21 protein-coding genes are annotated in these 17541 nt (G+C 60.2%); 10 read left to right on the forward strand and 11 right to left on the reverse strand.

All coding sequences use genetic code 11. From position 1 onward, the window contains the following. Positions 1 to 7: 7 nt before the first annotated feature. On the reverse strand, positions 8 to 328 hold the full coding sequence (locus NKI97_RS15000; protein WP_352748242.1) for a hypothetical protein: 321 nt from the start codon (positions 326 to 328) through the stop codon (positions 8 to 10). A 521-nt stretch (positions 329 to 849) separates the two neighbouring features. On the opposite strand from NKI97_RS15000, the gene NKI97_RS15005 reads away from it, so the two are divergent. Further along, the gene (locus NKI97_RS15005) at positions 850 to 1092 is read left to right on the forward strand and encodes a hypothetical protein (protein WP_352748240.1); all 243 of its coding nucleotides are present in this window, start codon (positions 850 to 852) and stop codon (positions 1090 to 1092) included. Further along, positions 1076 to 1318, forward strand: coding sequence for a hypothetical protein (locus NKI97_RS15010; RefSeq protein ID WP_502901482.1), 243 nt, complete (start codon positions 1076 to 1078; stop codon positions 1316 to 1318). The genes NKI97_RS15005 and NKI97_RS15010 overlap by 17 nt, the downstream gene beginning before the upstream one ends. A gap of 31 nt (positions 1319 to 1349) precedes the next feature. On the opposite strand, the gene NKI97_RS15015 is transcribed toward NKI97_RS15010, so the two are convergent. From NKI97_RS15015 to NKI97_RS15030, 4 genes are all read right to left on the reverse strand, one after another. Beyond that, positions 1350 to 1658: a hypothetical protein gene (locus NKI97_RS15015; protein WP_352748238.1), complete on the reverse strand. Its 309-nt coding sequence runs from the start codon at positions 1656 to 1658 to the stop codon at positions 1350 to 1352. A 78-nt stretch (positions 1659 to 1736) separates the two neighbouring features. Continuing rightward, complete coding sequence (locus NKI97_RS15020; RefSeq protein ID WP_352834929.1) at positions 1737 to 2162, reverse strand: hypothetical protein; 426 nt, start codon at positions 2160 to 2162, stop codon at positions 1737 to 1739. Beyond that, on the reverse strand, positions 2134 to 2619 hold the full coding sequence (locus NKI97_RS15025) for an ATP-dependent DNA ligase (protein ID WP_352834932.1): 486 nt from the start codon (positions 2617 to 2619) through the stop codon (positions 2134 to 2136). The genes NKI97_RS15020 and NKI97_RS15025 overlap by 29 nt, the downstream gene beginning before the upstream one ends. Positions 2620 to 3019: 400 nt before the next feature. Next, on the reverse strand, positions 3020 to 3226 hold the full coding sequence (locus NKI97_RS15030; protein ID WP_352748233.1) for a KTSC domain-containing protein: 207 nt from the start codon (positions 3224 to 3226) through the stop codon (positions 3020 to 3022). A gap of 148 nt (positions 3227 to 3374) precedes the next feature. Here NKI97_RS15030 and NKI97_RS15035 point away from each other — a divergent pair, with 148 nt between their 5' ends. The 3 genes from NKI97_RS15035 to NKI97_RS15045 are packed head-to-tail and all read left to right on the forward strand — an operon-like array spanning position 3375 to position 5215. Next, complete coding sequence (locus NKI97_RS15035; RefSeq protein WP_352834935.1) at positions 3375 to 4187, forward strand: thermonuclease family protein; 813 nt, start codon at positions 3375 to 3377, stop codon at positions 4185 to 4187. Positions 4188 to 4197: 10 nt separating this feature from the next. Beyond that, complete coding sequence (locus NKI97_RS15040) at positions 4198 to 4599, forward strand: hypothetical protein (protein WP_352834937.1); 402 nt, start codon at positions 4198 to 4200, stop codon at positions 4597 to 4599. Continuing rightward, entirely contained in the window at positions 4586 to 5215 is a 630-nt protein-coding gene (locus NKI97_RS15045) for a BRCT domain-containing protein (protein ID WP_352834940.1), read from the forward strand. Before NKI97_RS15040 ends, NKI97_RS15045 begins: the two co-directional genes overlap by 14 nt. A gap of 15 nt (positions 5216 to 5230) precedes the next feature. On the opposite strand, the gene NKI97_RS15050 is transcribed toward NKI97_RS15045, so the two are convergent. The 3 genes from NKI97_RS15050 to NKI97_RS15060 all read right to left on the reverse strand — a co-directional run bounded on the left by NKI97_RS15050 (position 5231) and on the right by NKI97_RS15060 (position 7610). Further along, entirely contained in the window at positions 5231 to 5734 is a 504-nt protein-coding gene (locus tag NKI97_RS15050; protein WP_352834943.1) for a hypothetical protein, read from the reverse strand. Positions 5735 to 5754: 20 nt separating this feature from the next. Further along, positions 5755 to 6681, reverse strand: a complete 927-nt coding sequence (locus NKI97_RS15055) for a tyrosine-type recombinase/integrase (protein ID WP_352834946.1) — start codon at positions 6679 to 6681, stop codon at positions 5755 to 5757. 632 nt (positions 6682 to 7313) lie between these two features. Continuing rightward, positions 7314 to 7610: a DUF982 domain-containing protein gene (locus NKI97_RS15060; RefSeq protein ID WP_352834949.1), complete on the reverse strand. Its 297-nt coding sequence runs from the start codon at positions 7608 to 7610 to the stop codon at positions 7314 to 7316. A 295-nt stretch (positions 7611 to 7905) separates the two neighbouring features. Here NKI97_RS15060 and map point away from each other — a divergent pair, with 295 nt between their 5' ends. Continuing rightward, complete coding sequence (gene map / locus NKI97_RS15065; protein ID WP_352454462.1) at positions 7906 to 8733, forward strand: type I methionyl aminopeptidase; 828 nt, start codon at positions 7906 to 7908, stop codon at positions 8731 to 8733. Positions 8734 to 8785: 52 nt separating this feature from the next. Next, on the forward strand, positions 8786 to 9532 hold the full coding sequence (gene radC, locus NKI97_RS15070) for a RadC family protein (protein WP_023678891.1): 747 nt from the start codon (positions 8786 to 8788) through the stop codon (positions 9530 to 9532). An 89-nt stretch (positions 9533 to 9621) separates the two neighbouring features. Here radC and NKI97_RS15075 read toward each other — a convergent pair whose 3' ends face one another. From NKI97_RS15075 to NKI97_RS15085, 3 genes are all read right to left on the reverse strand, one after another. After that, positions 9622 to 12201 carry a bifunctional diguanylate cyclase/phosphodiesterase gene (locus NKI97_RS15075; RefSeq protein ID WP_352744828.1) on the reverse strand — a complete coding sequence of 860 codons (2580 nt, stop codon included), beginning with the start codon at positions 12199 to 12201 and terminating at the stop codon, positions 9622 to 9624. A 350-nt stretch (positions 12202 to 12551) separates the two neighbouring features. Then, on the reverse strand, positions 12552 to 13418 hold the full coding sequence (locus NKI97_RS15080) for a class I SAM-dependent methyltransferase (RefSeq protein ID WP_352834951.1): 867 nt from the start codon (positions 13416 to 13418) through the stop codon (positions 12552 to 12554). A gap of 237 nt (positions 13419 to 13655) precedes the next feature. Continuing rightward, positions 13656 to 14750: a glycosyltransferase family 4 protein gene (locus NKI97_RS15085; protein ID WP_352746065.1), complete on the reverse strand. Its 1095-nt coding sequence runs from the start codon at positions 14748 to 14750 to the stop codon at positions 13656 to 13658. Between the two features lie 493 nt (positions 14751 to 15243). On the opposite strand from NKI97_RS15085, the gene NKI97_RS15090 reads away from it, so the two are divergent. The 3 genes from NKI97_RS15090 to NKI97_RS15100 all read left to right on the forward strand — a co-directional run bounded on the left by NKI97_RS15090 (position 15244) and on the right by NKI97_RS15100 (position 17527). Continuing rightward, on the forward strand, positions 15244 to 15600 hold the full coding sequence (locus NKI97_RS15090) for an SPW repeat protein (RefSeq protein WP_352451366.1): 357 nt from the start codon (positions 15244 to 15246) through the stop codon (positions 15598 to 15600). A 131-nt stretch (positions 15601 to 15731) separates the two neighbouring features. Continuing rightward, positions 15732 to 16181, forward strand: coding sequence for a DUF2231 domain-containing protein (locus NKI97_RS15095; protein WP_352451367.1), 450 nt, complete (start codon positions 15732 to 15734; stop codon positions 16179 to 16181). Further along, complete coding sequence (locus NKI97_RS15100) at positions 16181 to 17527, forward strand: PQQ-dependent sugar dehydrogenase (protein ID WP_352451368.1); 1347 nt, start codon at positions 16181 to 16183, stop codon at positions 17525 to 17527. Before NKI97_RS15095 ends, NKI97_RS15100 begins: the two co-directional genes overlap by 1 nt. Positions 17528 to 17541: the final 14 nt, after the last annotated feature.

The raw sequence follows: 17541 nt of genomic DNA on the forward strand, positions 1-17541 counted from the left end.
GCAACGGTCAGTTCCGTGGGAGCTTGTGAATCTCCAGTCTGACCGGACCGCCTCTGTCGCAGCTTGTGCAGAACAGAGCCCGCTCGACCGTGCTGAACAGCGCATCCTTGCCATAACGCCGGATCAGACCGGCCGGCTTCACCTCGGCATGATGCGAACAGTTTTTGCACCAGGCACGCAGCTTGTGCCATTCGCGCAGATCGCCAAGAGACACATCGAGCCCGGCATGCACGCTGCCTTCCACTATCGCTTGCGGTGGCACCATGGGCTCGCCTGGCGTGATAATTTTCTCCATCACATGTCGGCCGTTGTAGTGGATCAGCAGCATCCCCGGCCGGCGCCGAATGGCGGCTTGCCATGCGGCTTGGCTGACGCTTGAATCCGGCGATCGACAGATGGTTTCGACAAGGGCCTTTTCCTCCCGATCCCAAACCTCGATCCGGAAATTGTCCTCCGCAGTTTTTGCCATAGCTTCGCCGGCCAGCGTCCATTTTGGCGCTTCGCCATCGCTCCTTCCCGCATCAGATTGAAACAGAAATAAGGAACATTTTCCTCTCTGGTCAAGGCGCTCTTGACAATTTTGTTCTCATTCCGTTCACTGTGTCCAAAGATCGCAAGAGAAGCCCGGCGTGCCGCACCTAAACCCGTCCCGATGAGCGATGAACCTATCCGCCTGCCGGATGCAATAGAGCCCGTCACGCGGCCTGGCGTTCAGCACCATAGGTGCGAGCATCCCGGCTGTGGCAAGGATGCAGGATGGGGCTTCGCGAAGCCGCGGCAGCCATCGCACTGGTTCTGCTTTGAACACCGTTCTGATGGCGAAGCATATCTCTAGGAGCGTGGGAAAGGATGATCAGAGCGCCGAAACGACAGGATGAGTATGTCGACCGGGAGATCGACTGCCAGGAGGCGATGGAACCGGGCTTTCAGGTGATCGTCGATTGCATGCTGGAGGCCGGCTGGACGCGCGGGGAGATCATGCGGTCGCTTCGGCGGCTGGTCGCGGCGGACAACATGACGCAGAAGGAAAACGCCAAGGTCGAGGCGCAGCTCGCCATCGCTCGGGCCATGATGCGTGCCGGCCGGCCTTGACGATCGCAGGACGGGCGCCAGTATCCTGGCGATGGATGAGAACTACATCTACGGGGAAAGAACTGGCCTGCAGCTCGTTCGCATGGCGATCGAACTCACCTGTCCAGCCGGCGTTCTGCCGAGCGAGGAGGCAGTGAACCTGCTCTATGGACCGCTGCCGGTGCATGAGGGCGAGGCGCTGGCAAAGGCGATTATTGAGACGGTTGAGAGGCTGACGCGCGAGTAGGCTGCTATGCCACCCACGCGTTATGCACGCCCTAGTCGTCGGGGCGCCTGAGAACTCTGAAATCGCCCGAACGTGCGCTTGGCTCTGCATCATAATCCTTTGCCATGAGCCCGCGTTGAAGCAACGCCCGTACTGCCTCAGCACGGTTCGGCAGTCTGTTCTCAAACCGCCAAGCATCCAGGACAGCGAGTTCCTCGGCATTGAGCATGAACTGCAGACGATATGTTCGCTTGAGGGCATCCATTTTTTCAGCTCTCTCAACGTCGGCAAACAGTTTCTGGGTCAGTTCGCTCACCGAGATGACGTCTGTGCCGACGGTATCCGGCAGGTGTTCTGCCATCCATTTGTCGAGGAAGTTTATCCCGCGTGTGCTCATATCGCCACAAGCTGGGAGATGGCGTTAAGTTCCTGCGACATCTCAACTATCCTCCTCGCCGAAGCCAAGCAGCGAGGCATGGCGTATATACTTATGTTCACCACGAAGATGCTTGATCCGCAGCTTCACGCCTGGCCCAACCCACTGCGTTGCCGGTCGCTTCTTGACGCCCTGCGGAGGTTGGCCGGCATGTTCCTTGACCCGCTTCCACAGCCGCTCCTTCATGTCGCGCCCCAACGAGATGAAGGCTGAACCGACATACTTTCCGGTGTCGGGATGCGCCAGCAAGGCGAACGCCGCCTTGCCCGGCTCGCGCTCGACGCCGAGCAGTTCGAATTCCTCGACCGTCCAGCTCTTGGTCTTCAGCCAGTTCGACGTCGGGCCACTCCGATATGGGCTGTCGGCGCGCTTGGAGACGATCCCTTCAAGCCCAGCCTGGTCAGCGAGGTAGAAAAATCGACTTGGCATCACCGGGTAGAGCCTCGCTGAACTGGATGCGGCTGTTCGGCTTGATGATGCCAAATAGAATTTCCCGGCGCGCCTTGCATCCGATGTCGCGCAGATCGTGGCCGTCAAGATGCATGATGTCGAAGGCGCCGAGGATCGTGGCGTAGGGATCGCTGTGGACGGCTTTCTGTAGTGCGTCGAAATCGGGCAGGCCATTCACGCCCGTGACGACCGCCTCGCCCTCAAAGATCGCGCTCTTGACGTCGAGATCCCGCGCCGCCTCGATGATGCCGGTGTATTTCCGCGTCCAATCCGCTCCGCTGCTGCTGAAGGCGCGAATATCGTCAGGGCTGCTTATGACGATCTGGGTGCGGTAGCCGTCGAGCTTGATCTCGTGAATCCAGTGTTCACCCTCGGGCGGCTTTGCGACCAGCTTCGGGATCATCGGACGGATAAACGCCAGCCTCGTCCCGCTCATACAAGCTCCACGCCACACCGACCCGATTCAATAAACTTTGAACGTTTCGGTTCCGCGAAGCTCAAAGCCCGCGTCTCTGGAGGGAGGAGACGCGGGCAGATCGGATGCCATTACCGATCTTGCAGCAATATCGTGTTAGGGGAAGGATTTGCTGCGCGCACCGAACCTTCCCCGCGCGCCGGTGTTCCAACTGACCGCAAAAAATCCCGCCGCACTGCCAGAACGGCGGGACCGATCAAGCGCTTTGCACCAGGCGGGGTGGGCGTGGGTCGGGCTTTGCCAGGTGCGCGCGGAGACCTAAAGTGACCTTAGGGCAACAGCGGCAACGCGTCTACCAACCGCCGGTTGGCACGGCGAAGGACGGAATTCGGCCGCCGACAAATCAGGCGTGTCCGGGCAGCTAATCGCTCCCAACCAGACGGTAGCGAAAGTTGTTGCGGATGTGGTCGTTGAAGTAGCGACCCTTCGCGAAGGCGGCTCGGAATTCGGCGTAAGTGTCCGGTGGCACGTCCTCGAATTCGTACCGTTTGCCGCTGGCGACGAACCACACCGAGAGAGTTTTGCTGTCCGGGTCGTATTCCGTTTTGCGTATGGAGGTGGACGGCATGACGGCGGCTCGATCAAAAGCAGTTAACGATCGGAGAGGCTGGCGCGTTCCTGGGTCAGTGCGCCGCCGGGCAAGAGGCCCGACCGCCGTCTGGCTCTGGACTTGGCCCTCAATTAGAAGCACTCTGCCCCTCAAGAGGAGACAGGGGTTGGGCAAGTCTCGCTATAATGGTCGATCCGACCAGTGGCGTAAGCTGGGGCGCGTGCGCCAACTGGCTGGCGTTCCGAAGCGGCTCGTGTTCGTGGCCTTGGCCGCGATGGCAGCCTACGGGACGCAGTTCGTCATGCAACATAGCGATCCTGTGCCCGAGCTCAACGTATCAAACTGGATCGGATCAAAGCCGGCGCCGATCGCCGGTGTCGCGTCTGTCATCGATGGCGATACGATCGAGATCCACGGCCAGCGCATCCGGTTCAACGGCATCGATGCGCCCGAGAGCCGGCAGTACTGCAACGACGCGAAGGGTTCTGAGTATCCGTGCGGGCGCCGTGCCGCCGAAGCACTGGACAGTTTCTTGGCGGTCTCGAGGCCGATTCAATGCACCTTCGTCACTTGGGATCGCTACGGCCGCTTTGTCGGCGACTGCCGGCGGGCGGACGGCTCCAGTGTCGCCTCATGGATGGTGGAACACGGCCAGGCGCTGGATTGGCCGCGCTATAGCGACGGCGCGTACGCGGAGCAGCAAGCAAAGGCAGAGGCGGCGAAGGTCGGTCTGTGGGTCGGAACGTTTCAGGCGCCCTGGAATTGGCGTGCGGCGCACGCCGATGGCGCGACGCCCAGCCAGCCGCTTGGCCTCGTCAGCCGCAAGTTGATCGCGCAGAGCGGCTTTTCATGCGAGCCGCGGCGAACCTGTTCGCAGATCAGTTCCTGCGATGAAGCCCAATGGTATCTTGGCAACTGTTCGTGGGGCCGCAAGCTGGACCGAGATGGCGATGGCATCCCGTGTGAGAGCCTATGCTAGGACTAATTGGATGATCGACCGTGCATTCTCAACTTGGTTGGATTGGCCTCTTTGGGCAAGAGTGGTCTCCGTCGCGGCTCTTACCGTAGCATTGGACGCGGTGCGCATGGCGTGGCCAGAGCGCGATTTCGTATCGGGGTTCTTCCAATCGTACTTGGCAATTGTTCTGTATTATGCGGGGTTTCTGTCCGCGACGGCAGCCGGCATTTGGGTTGGTGTGAGGGCAGCTGAGCGAAGTGGCCGCAATTGGCTCGGCTGGTGCGCCGGGCTGGTATGCGCGGTCGTTGTGTATGCGTTTTTCGAGGGCGTCATCGACGAGATGCCTAGCGTGAAATGGCGCGTTGAGGCGGTGCGCGATTCGAACTGTCATACAGATTGGGACGGGCGAACGAACCCCGTTGTGTGCGACTAAGGGGGCTAGAAATGAACGACAAGTTTACAATCGCGTCGGTGGCGACCGCATTTCCGCTCGCCAGGTCGACGAACTCATAGGCCTCGCTCGTGGTCTGGCTGCGGACGGGACCATCAACAAGGCCGAAGTTGAGTTTCTTCAGAAATGGCTGGCTGCAAATGCGGAGATCAGCGATCAGCCAATCATTCGGACCCTGTATCGGCGGATCAATGATATTCTCGCCGATGGCGTGGTCGACGCCGATGAACACGCTGAGCTTTTGGATACGCTAAACAGCTTCTCGAATCGCGATTTCGAACTCGGAGAAGTGCTAAAGCCGACGACGCTGCCACTCTGCGATCCAGCCCCGACGTTGACTTTCGCGGGCCGGCTATACTGTTTCACCGGCACGTTCAATTTCGGTCAGAGAAAACACTGCGAGCAGGCTATTGCAGATCGCGGTGGGTTCTCGGGCGGTTTGACCCAAAAGACAGAGGTCTTGGTGATTGGCGCCTACGCCACCGAATCGTGGAAACATTCCTCATTCGGCGATAAGATCGTCAAGGCTACCGCATGGCGGGAGCAGGGATTACCAATCTCGATCGTTGCCGAAAGTCATTGGGCAAACTTCCTCTGAGACTGGTCGGGCCCGTCAAGCCGGGGTGTATACCGCCATCCTTACACGTACGCCGTCAGCCATTTCATAAAGCTTGCGACGATTGTCTGCTCTCGTCTTGTAAAGATCGAGCATTTGCAAGGAGTCGAGAACGATTTCTGTCACGCTGTCAGGGCACCCTTTTCGGCGAAATGCATCGCGGACCGCTACGATCATTCTCAGCTCCTTTACGATCAGCGTGTCCAGCATCGAGATCGACAGCTGTATTTCGCGCCATTCGTCTTCCACGCTCACTGCCGTTTGGATCGCGGCATCGTGGACAGGCACGTGTGCGTCGCAATTCCTCTTCCAGTTATCGGCGTCGGCCACTGCCGCTTTAGCCTCCGGATCGGCGGCTACAATCTCAGTGAATTTTTCCAAGCGCTCTTTGAGAAAGGCCGGCGTCCGGGATAAATCGACCAATTGCCGGAGCGCGGCGCGTTGACGTTCTTGCCGCCTTATGTTGCGAAACGCTCGCCAGTCCTGAAGAACGTTAAACACCTTGTTGATCCTCTCCTTCGTCAGATGTCAGGAGCCAACCGTCTGATCGTGTCAGCGACATAGGACGGCGCCAAATGAGCATAGTGCTTCTCTGCCATCCTCGTGTCACTGTGCCCTAGCGCTTCGGCCACGACGATGAGGGGCGCCCCGTTGCGGACCATCGTGCTGGCGTAGGTGTGCCGGATCTCGTGGAGCGTGACGTCCGACAGCCCGGCTTGGGCTAGGAGCGCTTTCCACGGGCGATGGTAGGTCGCCGGCGCCCATGACGCGCCACTCTCCTGCCGAAGCAGCGGCTCACCGCTGGGGCGCTCACGGGCAAGACGTTCGAACAGGTCCGCGCCGCCAGCAGGCAACGGGATGTGCCGAGGCTTCCCGCTCTTGCTCTCGGCAATGAAGACTGACTTGTTGACGGCGTCATAGTCCGACACATACAGCCGGGCGAGCTCGCCGAAGCGGGCGCCCGTCACCAGGGCGGCGGAAACGAGATCGCGAATGGCGCCATTGCTGGCGGCTATCAAGGCCTTCTGGTCGGCCGGGGAGAGAAAGCGGACCCGCGCGGCAGTCGTGCCGCGATAAGGCCTCACCAGCCGCCAGGCGGCATCGTCGGTTACGAGCCGGTTGTTGAAGGCCCAGTTGAGAGCCGCCTTCAACGTCGTCAGCGTTCGGTTTGCTGTGTCACGACGGCGACGGACTACTTCGGGGTTGGATAGATCCACGATGACGGTGTTGGCCTTTTCGGCGAACTTGCCGGTACGCAGGCGCTTCTGAGCGGAGACCATCCCATCGCGCCAGACGCGGATCTTCTCGATTGTCAGATCAGTGAGTTTCACTGCCCCAAGCTTTGGCCGGATGTGGAAAGCTGCTCGCGACTTGGCGTCGCCGATCGACTTCATACCTTCAGCGGCTCGCGCTTCGAAATAGCGATCGAGGGCGTCGTTTACGGTCAACGCCGCGGGAACCGAGCTGCCGGCCTTCAGCGACTTGGCCCAGGACCGCGCAGCATCTTTGGCCTGCTCATGCGTCAGGACCTTTGAGCCATCGGCCGGTAGGACGTCGTCTGCACGGCCCAGGCGGGTCTGGAGGCGCTTCCCGTCGTTTGCCCGTGAGGCGGCAAGCCAAGCCCCTCCCCGACCGTGGACGCCGCGACCGCGCCGATATCCAAGGCGAACGCCGGGGCTGATTACCTCCCATTCAGGGGCGTCAGACGCCGGCAGAGATGCACGACTGGTCTTGCTGGAAAGGCTGCTTCGGCGTTGCGCCATGTGTCATCCCGGAGTTTTCGTTGTCAATTTCGTTGCTTTGTGATCAACGAAACGGCTAGAACCAAGATGACACTATATGCGATAATGCGCAGCGAAATCAAATGTCTAATAGCGTATCAGGAAGTATCATCCTGTGCCAGATAACGCCCTTTCACGGCGGTAACAGGGGTTCGATTCCCCTTGGGCGTACCAGCATTTCAACTTGGCATTATGTCTATCGCCAGCGTGATGCTGCGCAAGCTTTGCTGGACCCGCCACTCTGATAGGGATGTCGGCAAGAAGAGGCGAAGACGACTGAGGACTACGTCGAAGGCTGTCTACGCCCGCAGTCCCCTCGCCTCGCCGCCGCGCTTGCGCGGCACCATCATGTCCCTGGCCAGGAGGCCGCTCAGCCGGCAAAAGGCCATGAAGGCCCGCCATGCGTCTTCGGTCTCGACGATGTCCACCGTGGCGCCAAAACAGGCATTGAACGCGGCCTGGTAGGTTGGTCCCTTCCGGCGAACCGGCCACGTTTGCAGGAAATCGAGCGCCTGCTCGACACTGTAGATTTCCTCGACCGGCTGGCCGGGCACAGGCGCGATCCGCACCGGCACCTCGAATTGCAGTCTGTCCATTCGATCTCTCCCGAACCGACCCCGCAGCAGCGGCGTTCGTCGCAAAAAGTTGCCGTGGCGGCTAACGCTTGGGCCGACTTCTCGCCTAGAAATGTGTCGTCACTGCGGTAGCCAGATGAACCCGGCGGAAGCATGAGCCGCTGCAGGCAAGGAGAATGCTCCCAGGCATGAATATCGCCGGTCTTCGGCCGTCGCCGGCAGTTCGTCCTTGAACCTTGCGCTTTCCGGTGCCAAATCTGGGGGGATTTCTCTCGCGGGCTCATCCAGGCCTCGCATCCCTGCAAGACGGACAAAAATGGTCACCTATCTCGACGCCGCCACGGCACCGCTCAGAAACACCGGCCAGATCCGTCTTTACGACGAGGAAGGTTTTGTCGGCATGCGCAAGGCTTGCGATCTCACCGCGCGCTGCCTCGACGAACTGGTACCGATTGTGGCGCCCGGCGTCACCACCGAAGCGATTGATCGCTTCGTCTTCGAGTTCGGGATGGATCATGGCGCGCTTCCGGCGACGCTCAACTACCGTGGCTACACGAAATCATCCTGCACCTCGATCAACCACGTCGTCTGTCACGGCATACCCGACAGCAAGCCGTTGAAGGATGGCGACATCGTCAATATCGACGTCACCTATATCCTCGACGGCTGGCATGGCGACTCCTCGCGCATGTATCCGGTGGGCACGATCAAGCGTGCCGCGGAGCGGCTGCTCGAAGTCACGTATGAGTGCCTGATGCGCGGCATCGCGGCAATCAAGCCGGGCGCCCGAACCGGCGCCATCGGCGCCGCCATCCAGACCTATGCCGAAGCCGAGCGTTGCTCGGTGGTGCGCGATTTCTGCGGCCACGGGGTTGGCCGGCTGTTTCACGACGCGCCGAATATCCTGCATTACGGCAGCGCCAGCGAAGGCGTCGAGATGCGGCCGGGCATGATCTTCACCGTCGAGCCGATGATCAATCTCGGCCGGCCGCATGTGAAAGTGCTGTCGGACGGCTGGACCGCGGTGACGCGCGACCGTTCGCTGTCGGCGCAGTACGAGCACACGATCGGCGTCACCGAGACCGGCTGCGAGATCTTCACGCTGTCGCCAAAAAACCTCGACCGCCCCGGCCTGCGGGCCTAGTGTCTGGCAGATCGGGCGTTACCTTGCCCGGCAAATGCTGGGTGGGGCAGCCATGAACGGTGACGACGACGAGCGGGCCTTCTTTCCCGAAAGGCCAGTGCGATCGCCCGCGAAGGCGGTGGCCGCCGACAAGCCGCATTATCTCGGCCATCGCGACCGCCTGCGCGAGCGCTTCGCCGCCGGTACCAACACCCTCCCCGACTACGAACTGCTCGAGCTTTTGTTGTTTCGGCTGATCCCGCGCGCCGACACCAAGCCTGTCGCCAAGGCATTGCTGGCACGCTTCGGTACATTGGCCGAGGTCCTCGGTGCGCCCGTCGAGCGCCTGCAGGAGGTGAAGGGCATCGGCCCGGCGGTGGCGCTCGACCTCAAGGTGGTTGCGGCAACGGCGCAGCGCATGGCGCGCGGCGAGATCGCCGGCCGCGAGCTGTTGTCGACCTGGACGCAGGTTCTCGAATACTGCCGGTCGGTGATGGCTTTCGAGGAGCGCGAGCAATTCCGCATCCTGTTCCTCGACAAGAAAAACGCGCTGATCGCCGACGAAGTCCAGCAGGTCGGCACCGTCGACCACACACCGGTCTATCCGCGCGAGGTGGTCAGGCGCGCCTTGGAGCTCTCCGCCACGGCGATCATTCTGGCGCATAACCATCCGTCGGGAGACCCGACGCCGTCGCGCGCCGACATCGAGATGACCAAGCTGATCATAGAGACGGCCAAACCGCTTGGCATTGCCGTTCACGACCACATCATCATCGGCAGGAAAGGCCACTCCAGCATGAAGGGCCTGCTGCTGATCTGAGGTTTGGCGTTGTTTTCTGCTTTGTCCGCTGTGCGCCTATGGACCGCAACGTCAAGGCGGTCGGCTCGATAAAACTCTGGCGCCGAGGCTCAGCTGGCCGTGCGCAGGCGCCGCGATCGGACAAAGGTCTTAAGTCCCTCGGAGTCGAACGCGTGGCCGAAGGCATAACCCTGCAATATGTCGCAGCCCAGGCCCTTGAGTAGCCGTGCATGCTGCATCGTCTCAACGCCTTCCGCCACGACCTCGATACCCAGCGACTTGCCGATTTCAATGATCGACGAGACAACCTGCCTTCTCTGCGGAGATTTGACGATTGGGGTGACCAGCTGCCGATCAATCTTCAGCCGGCGCGGCTGCAACTTCAGCAAACTGACCATCGAAGCGTAGCCGGTACCAAAATCGTCTATTTCGACGTCAATCCCCAGCTCTTTTATCTGCTCGATATTCCAGGTGACAAGGTCGTCGTTCTCGTCCAGGAAAATCGACTCAACAAGCTCGAACGAAACTGTTCCTTTCTTGATATTTTGTTCTCGCAGGCTCTTGATGAGCTCCTCGTCTTGAAGGCGCCTGGCCGAGACATTGACCGACACCCGCGGAATGTGAAGTTTTGCAGCGGACCACTCTTCGAAATCCGAAAGCGATTGTTTCAATATGGCTTGGTCGATGATCGAGACGACGTTCAGTTCTTCTGCAATCCTCAGGAAGATGTCGGGCGCCAAAATACCCTTTATTGGATGTTTCCACCTCGCCAGCGCCTCAACCCCAACGATTTCGAGCGTCTTTGCGTCAAATTGGGGCTGGTAGAAGGGGATGAACTCGTTGCGCTCGAGGCCGCCGAGAATTTCGTCGGCAATCCGCTTAGTATCGACGATTTCGCTTTGCATCGCGTCGGTGAAGAATTCGTATCGATTGCGGCCCCGCCCCTTTGCTCGGTAAAGCGCGATATCGGCGTTCACCAGCAGGTGTTTGGCTTCGACATCTTTTGCGTTATCGACAGCGATTCCCACGCTGACACCAAAACGGCATCGATGACCCTGATAGTAGACGGGTTCGCGCATCTGGCTGATGATGCGGTCGGCGAGCAGCGCCAGTTGCTTGGTATCGTCGCGCACCACGCACAGAACGATGAATTCGTCTCCCCCGATACGGGCGACGAATCCCTCGTCGCCGACCTTCGACCTGAGCACGGTTGACGCGTGAACCAACATCGCGTCACCGGCGGCGTGGCCCAGCGTATCGTTGATGTGCTTGAACCGATCCAGATCTATGTGAAGCAGTGCCGCGTGCCCGCCTGAGCGCCTGGCGTTTGCCGCGTAATGTTCCAGTACCTGGTCGAGGTAACGCCGGTTGGGCAAGCCGGTCAGCGAATCATGAAGCGCGATGTGCTCTATGCGCGCTTTGGCCGACTCGAGTTCTGCATTTTTCGACTCGGACAGCTGTTTTGCACGAACCAGATCCTTGTTCAGCAGGACGTCGGCAGTCACGTCCCATTCCGCGCCGATCATTTTTGGGGTGTCGTTTGCGACCCGGTAAAGGATCGCCTTGGACCGGACATGACGGATCTCGCCATCCTGACGCACAATTCGGTACTCCGACAAATATGGTCGTCCGCTGGCCACCGCCCTGTCGAAGTCCGCGTTGGCGCCAGCCAAATCATCTGGGTGGATTGCTCCCGCCCAGTCTGGGTAGCCCCGGTGCTCGCCGGTTGGTTTGCCATATATTTCGTTGACGCGATCATCCCACGTAAGCTCGTTGGTCGCGAGATCGTGTTCCCAAACCCCAATAGCCGAAGCTTCCAGAGCGAGTTCCAAGCGTCGTGACAATCGACGCAATTCCGCATAATTGCGCTGTCTTTCGCCAATCAGGCGGCCTGTGACCAGGAAAGGGAACACAACCAAGGCTCCGGCCGTCGCCATGATCGCGCGCAACAACCATGCGTTGCTTGGCGTCGAAGGCCAGCCGTTTTTGGGAATGGCCGCGAGCTGCCACGAGCCGGAAGGAAGCAAAACGTCAGCCGTCACCGGATCGCTTTTGCTGATCTCCTCATTGCCGTAGAATTGACCACCTCGGTGACCGAGGGCATCCCTGCCGATCAGCGCTACGTCGATCCCGAGATCGTCGTCAAGCAGGCCGCTCGCTTTGTAAAGGCGCTGCACGTCGACAACGGCGGAAATGATACCCCAGAACCTTTCCGTATTGCCAGCGCTCGGCACGAAGACCGGAAAGCGGCCGATGAAGCCTTGTCCTCCCTGTTTCAGGTCGACGGGACCGGCAAGCACCAGCTTGCGTTCGTCTCGCGCCCTTAGCGCAGCCGCACGCTGCCGCTCGTTCTTGCGGTAGTCCAGACCCATCGCCTGCTCGTTACCCTCCATTGGATACATAAGGGAAACGACCAGATCGGGCGCGCCGGCAATATCGTTCAATTGCGAGTCGGCGCCAAACAGATTGCTCGCCAGCGAGGCGAAGCGTTGCTGTCCCATATAGGGCTCGGTCACGACCGCGGCGACCAGTCCACGCACGAGCTGGAGGTTTCCATTGATATTGCCTTCGAGCTTGGCGCGAATGAGATTGACCTTGGTCAGCACGTCCGCACGGACGGCCTGGTCCGAGACGATTTTGTTCTGGTGCTCCGCGAACGCTGCGCTGACAAGGATCACGACAAACGCGATCGCCGCCGGAATATTTGCCGACGAAAAGACGGCCTCCTTGATGCCGTTGAACCTAGCGCGGAAAAAAGCCAATAGGCGATTCCTCAAGTGCCATTTTCAGGTTCTCGGGGTCGACCCGATGAGGAACATTAGCTTTCAATGTTTAATTTGACCTTCATACTCCTGAGAAATTTCATTTTCCGACGGCTGACGCCGGCTGCGATACCGACAGCGATGCTGAAGGCGGGCTGCACGATGCGGACCAACATGAAACGCCAGCTAGATCAGCCTTGCTCGGAAGATCGAGGCGCACGAGCGCCATTGCACATTTCGACGCTCCGACCCGAGTACGTCAGAGCATTGACCTTGGACTAGTGCCCCTCAATCGCCTTGGGAGACACAAGGTATGGTATCTTGCCGACGCTGCGCTTCGTCGCGCCAATGGAATAGGCCATCGGTATCTTGGGAGAGTTCTCGGGTAGGCCGTACATATCCTTGCCGGCCCGCACGGCAAATGAAAAGTGCTGCCACGAAACCGTGTCATGCTCATTGAGAAAATCGAGCGTCAGACCAGCTGAAATCAGCGCATTCACCACGTCACTGATCGGGTGGATCCATTCATAATAGCGAGGATGCTTCAAGATGCGATCATCGCCGGTGTAGGTCAGTTCCTCGTTCCAGGCGAGCGGCCGAGCTATCGGCGTTCGCCAGTCGTGCTTCAATTCCAGGACCGCGGCCTTTCGATCGCACTGAAACATCAATGGATGGCCCTCGGCCATGTAGAGGCGGCCGCCGGGTCGTAGAAGATCGGCAACCACCCGCGCCCAACGGAACACGTCGTCCAGCCAGTTTACCGAACCCCAAGTAACGTAAGCGATATCAAAGGTCCGGCCGAGCGCTTCCACCGCCTCGAACAGTGGCGCTTCCACGAAGCGCACGTCGGTGCCTGCCTTCGCAGCAAAATCCCGCGCCGCCACGATCGCCGTCGGTGAAAAGTCGAGCCCGGTCACGCTGCCTGCGCCGAGATTCTTCAGGCTGATCGTGTCAAGACCGATGTGACACTGCAGGTGGACGATATCCTTGCCGGCGATATCGCCGAGCTCGCGTGTTTCCAGCTCATAGAGATTGGATCCGCCGGCCAGCACATTCTCGATGTGGTAGCTGCCCGTTGTGTCGGTCGAGTGCAGTTCGGCCCGATCATCCCAATTAAGGCGGTTCGCGCCCAGAAAGCGTTCCAAATTCCCCCCACCCCTGACTGACGCATGGTAAACAAGTCGTTAAAGCACCTTTGCAGCGAAAGTAGCGCGCGTCAATCCGGACCGGGCGGCAGTGCGCCGCCGCTCGCGAAAGCATCAGCCCCGGGAAGGCTTGCTGCTGATCAAAGGCTTCTGGCGCGATCGCCGCGCCCGGCGACAAGACCCCGCAGGCGCTCCCGGACTCCGCCGTCGTGGTCTGTATGTGGATTAGTCGGTTCCTCAGCCCGGCACAGTCACCATCGCGATATTTCTGGAGAGCTCGTTTGTGGGGGCAACTGCGTCTGCCGTGCCGCTCGTGAGTGCTCGGTAGAGTGCCACATAATCGCTGCACATGCGCTCGACCGTGAACCGCTTCTCGAACGTCTGCCGCACTCGTGCGCGATCGAGGCTGTCTATGCGCCGGAGCGCGCCCACGGCTTCCTCCACCGTATCCACGATCCATCCGGACACACCGTCATCGATGATCTCCGGGACGGCGCCACGCCGGAACGCAACCACCGGCGTACCGCAGGCCATTGCTTCGATCGTTACGAGCCCGAAGGGTTCCGGCCAGTCGATCGGAAACAAAAGCGCTATCGCATTGCCCAGAAAATCCGCCTTTTGCCGCTCATCGATCTCGCCAATGAACTCCACGTTCGAATGCCGCAGCACTTGCGGCTCGACCCTTTCCTTCCAGAACGACTGGTCCACCTTGTCGATCTTGGCGGCGATCTTCAGGGGAAACCCGGCCCGCGCTGCTATTTCTATGGCCGCTTCCGGCCCCTTTTCCGGCGAGATGCGACCGAGAAACGCAAGATAGCCAGAGGTGTTCGGGTGGAATGGCAGAAGATCGCGGGGCAGGCCGTGATGCACGGTTCCAACCCAATTGACGGGCGGCATGGGCCGGCGCTGGTCGAAGGAGATCGAGACCAGGGGAACGTCGTCGAACATCGCATAAAGCTGCGCCAGATCGGGCAGGTCGAGCCTGCCGTGAAGCGTGGTAACCGTTCGTCTGGCAAAATCCCGAATTATGGGGAAGTGCAGGACATCGACGTGGAAATGTAAAACGTCGAATTCATCGGCTCGCCGGCGCACCCGTTCAAGCATCATAACATGGTGCGGACCACCGTCCTGGACCCTGGGGTTCAGGCGCAGCGCGACGTCGCAACACCGCACCAGCTCGGCTGAGGTACGAGAATCGGCGCTGGCGAACAGCGTCACCTCGTGGCCCTGTCGGACAAGTTCTTCGGTCAGATACGAAACAATTCGCTCCGTTCCACCGTAGGTTCGGGGCGGCACGGATTCGGTTAGCGGTGCGATCTGGGCTATTTTCATTTAGAAATCTTTTCGGCGGCGACCGCCGTCTTTCAAACAAGCTTCGGCGGCAACCAAGACAAGCGAGAGCTTCCAGTTGCGAAGTATTCTATGCAGAGCGTATTTATAGTTGTGCCGTCCGTGCTCCTCCCGTGCAATCAGGTTGCCCTTATTCAACTCCTCTGCATCCAAGAACTGCGATCCATGAGAAATGTTTCACCGGCTCGATAAAAAGACAGAATGAGCTACGCGCCGCCGCCCCGCCGCCCCCTGACAGGCAGCTTTGGATCGCTCGATCACCACCAAGTGATCCAGGCGTGCCGGTGCCGAATGGAACATAAAGCCCGGAATTCAGTTAGATAGCCGGATTTGGCTGGAGTACCGCCAGATGCGGAATTCCAGCCGGGCAGGGCACTACCGTGACACGGAGTGAGCGGCTTCGGGCGCATCTCGCCGAACTCAGGCACCACCTTGCCGAACTCGGGAGCCATAAACGCTCCCTATGGAGGATGCCATGAACCAGTGGACAAACGCCAGGCTCTGTGACGTAGCCAACCTGATCCTTGGGGCAATTCTGTTCTTCTCCCCCTGGATCTTCACCTTTGCGGCAGGCCCGCAGACGCAGAACGCCCTCGGCAGCGGAATCTTGATTGTCGTGCTTTCGGTTGCCGCCCTCGCAGCATTTGCCGTGTGGGAAGAGTGGGTGAACCTGGTCGTCGGACTGTGGGTTCTCGCATCGCCCTGGGTGCTTGGATTCCAGGCGACCACGGCGATGACCGTGCATGTCGTGATCGGCATTCTGGTCGCCGTGCTGGCGGCGATCGAGCTCTGGATGATGTATCAGAACCCGCCGACCCAGTCCGCCGCCTAACAGGCGCAGCCAGCCAGCGCCCTTTTTTGGGCCTGACGGATCTATCGGTCGTCTGCCGGTCTCTCGGCAACAGCCGCCGGAGGCCGGGCAGGCGGCGTTTGTTTGGACGAGAATAGGAAGGATGGCGCATTATGGTCGGTCACAATCCGCGTTCGACGGCCAGGATTGCGGGACATCCTATTCATCCGATGCTCGTGCCATTTCCGATCGCCTGCTTCGCCGGCACCCTGCTGACGGATCTAGCCTATTGGCGAACAGCGGAGATGATGTGGGCTGACTTCTCCGCTTGGCTGGTTACCGTCGGCGTGATCATGGGCTGCCTAGCAGCGATCGCGGGGCTGATCGATTTCCTGGCCAATCCGCTGATAAGGGCACAGCCCCCCGCCTGGCCGCACGTGCTCGGCAATCTTCTGGCGCTGGCGTTATCCATCATCAACATGCTCGTGCACTCCCGCGATGCATGGACCTCCATCGTTCCTACCGGCTTGATCCTCTCGGCGGTTGTCGTGCTCATCCTCATCTTCACTGGTTGGCTGGGCTGGTCCATGGTGTACCGGCATCACGTCGGAGTGGCGGATTGATGCGCATAGCAAGCTCCATCGGTCAGACCAGGCGCATCGCGGTGTCCGTCCTCGTTTGCACTGCGGCGATCACTCTTGCAGCGTGCAGCGGCAACGACCCGGATCCCAGCAGTCAGATAGGGCCGAATCCAAACCTGCCGGAGCCGATCCAATATTTCTTCCCGCCCATGCACCTCGCTTCCGTGGTCGGATGGAAGAACGACGAAAAGCCGACCGTCGCGCAGGGGCTGCAGATCCAGGCTTATGCCCACGGCTTGCAGCATCCGCGGTCGCTTTACGTGCTGCCCAACGGCGACGTCCTGGTGGTCGAGTCCAAGGCGCCGGGTGGCGAACCGATCAAACGGCCCAAGGATTTGGTGATGGGCTGGATCGAATCCTGGGTTACCTCGGGCGGCGACAGCGGCCCAAGCAACCGCATTACGCTGCTGCGCGACACCGATGGCGATGGCAAGCCGGAGCTGACCAGCGTATTCCTCGACCACCTGAGCTCCCCCTTTGGCGTGGCGCTGGTGGGAAGCGATCTCTACGTCGCCAATACCGAATCCATCGTCCGCTATCCCTACAACACCGGTGACACAAAGATCACCGCGCCCGGGACGCCGCTAACCGCCCTGCCCGGCGGCCCGATCGACCACCATTGGACGAAGAGCCTGGTGGCAAGCCCCGACGGCTCGCTGCTCTATGTCGGCATCGGCTCGAACAGCAACGTCGCCGAAAACGGCATCGAGGCGGAGAAGAACCGCGCCGCCATCTGGCAGGTAGACAGGGCCACCGGCCGGTCGCGCATTTTCGCCAGCGGTTTGCGCAATCCAAACGGCCTGAGCTGGGAGCCGCAGACCGGGGCGCTCTGGGCAGTGATCAATGAGCGCGACGAGCTCGGCCCCAATCTCGTGCCGGATTATCTGACCTCGGTAAAGGATGGCGGCTTCTACGGATGGCCATACAGCTATTACGGCCAGCATCTCGATCCCCGCGTCATGCCCCAACGTCCGGACCTGGTCGCAAAAGCGATCGTTCCGGATTATGCACTGAGTTCCCACGTCGCCCCTCTGGGACTGGCCTTCTATACGGCAACCAGCCTTCCCGAGGCATATCGCGGCGGCGCCTTCGTTGGCGAGCATGGCAGCTGGAACCGCACGCGTTTTAATGGTTACAAGGTAGTGTTCGTACCATTCAGCGGCGGCCGTCCGAGCGGCGTCGCTACCGACGTGGTGACTGACTTCCTGGACAAGGACAACAAGGCGCGCGGCCGGCCTGTCGGCCTGGCTGTCGACAAAACCGGGGCCCTGCTCATCGCCGACGACGTCGGCAACACAGTTTGGCGGGTGACATCTGCCGGCCAATAAAGTGGCTCCACTCT

Origin of the sequence: Mesorhizobium sp. M0296 (assembly GCF_040321675.1) — a bacterium.
In the GTDB taxonomy this organism is placed as follows: Bacteria; Pseudomonadota; Alphaproteobacteria; order Rhizobiales; family Rhizobiaceae; genus Mesorhizobium.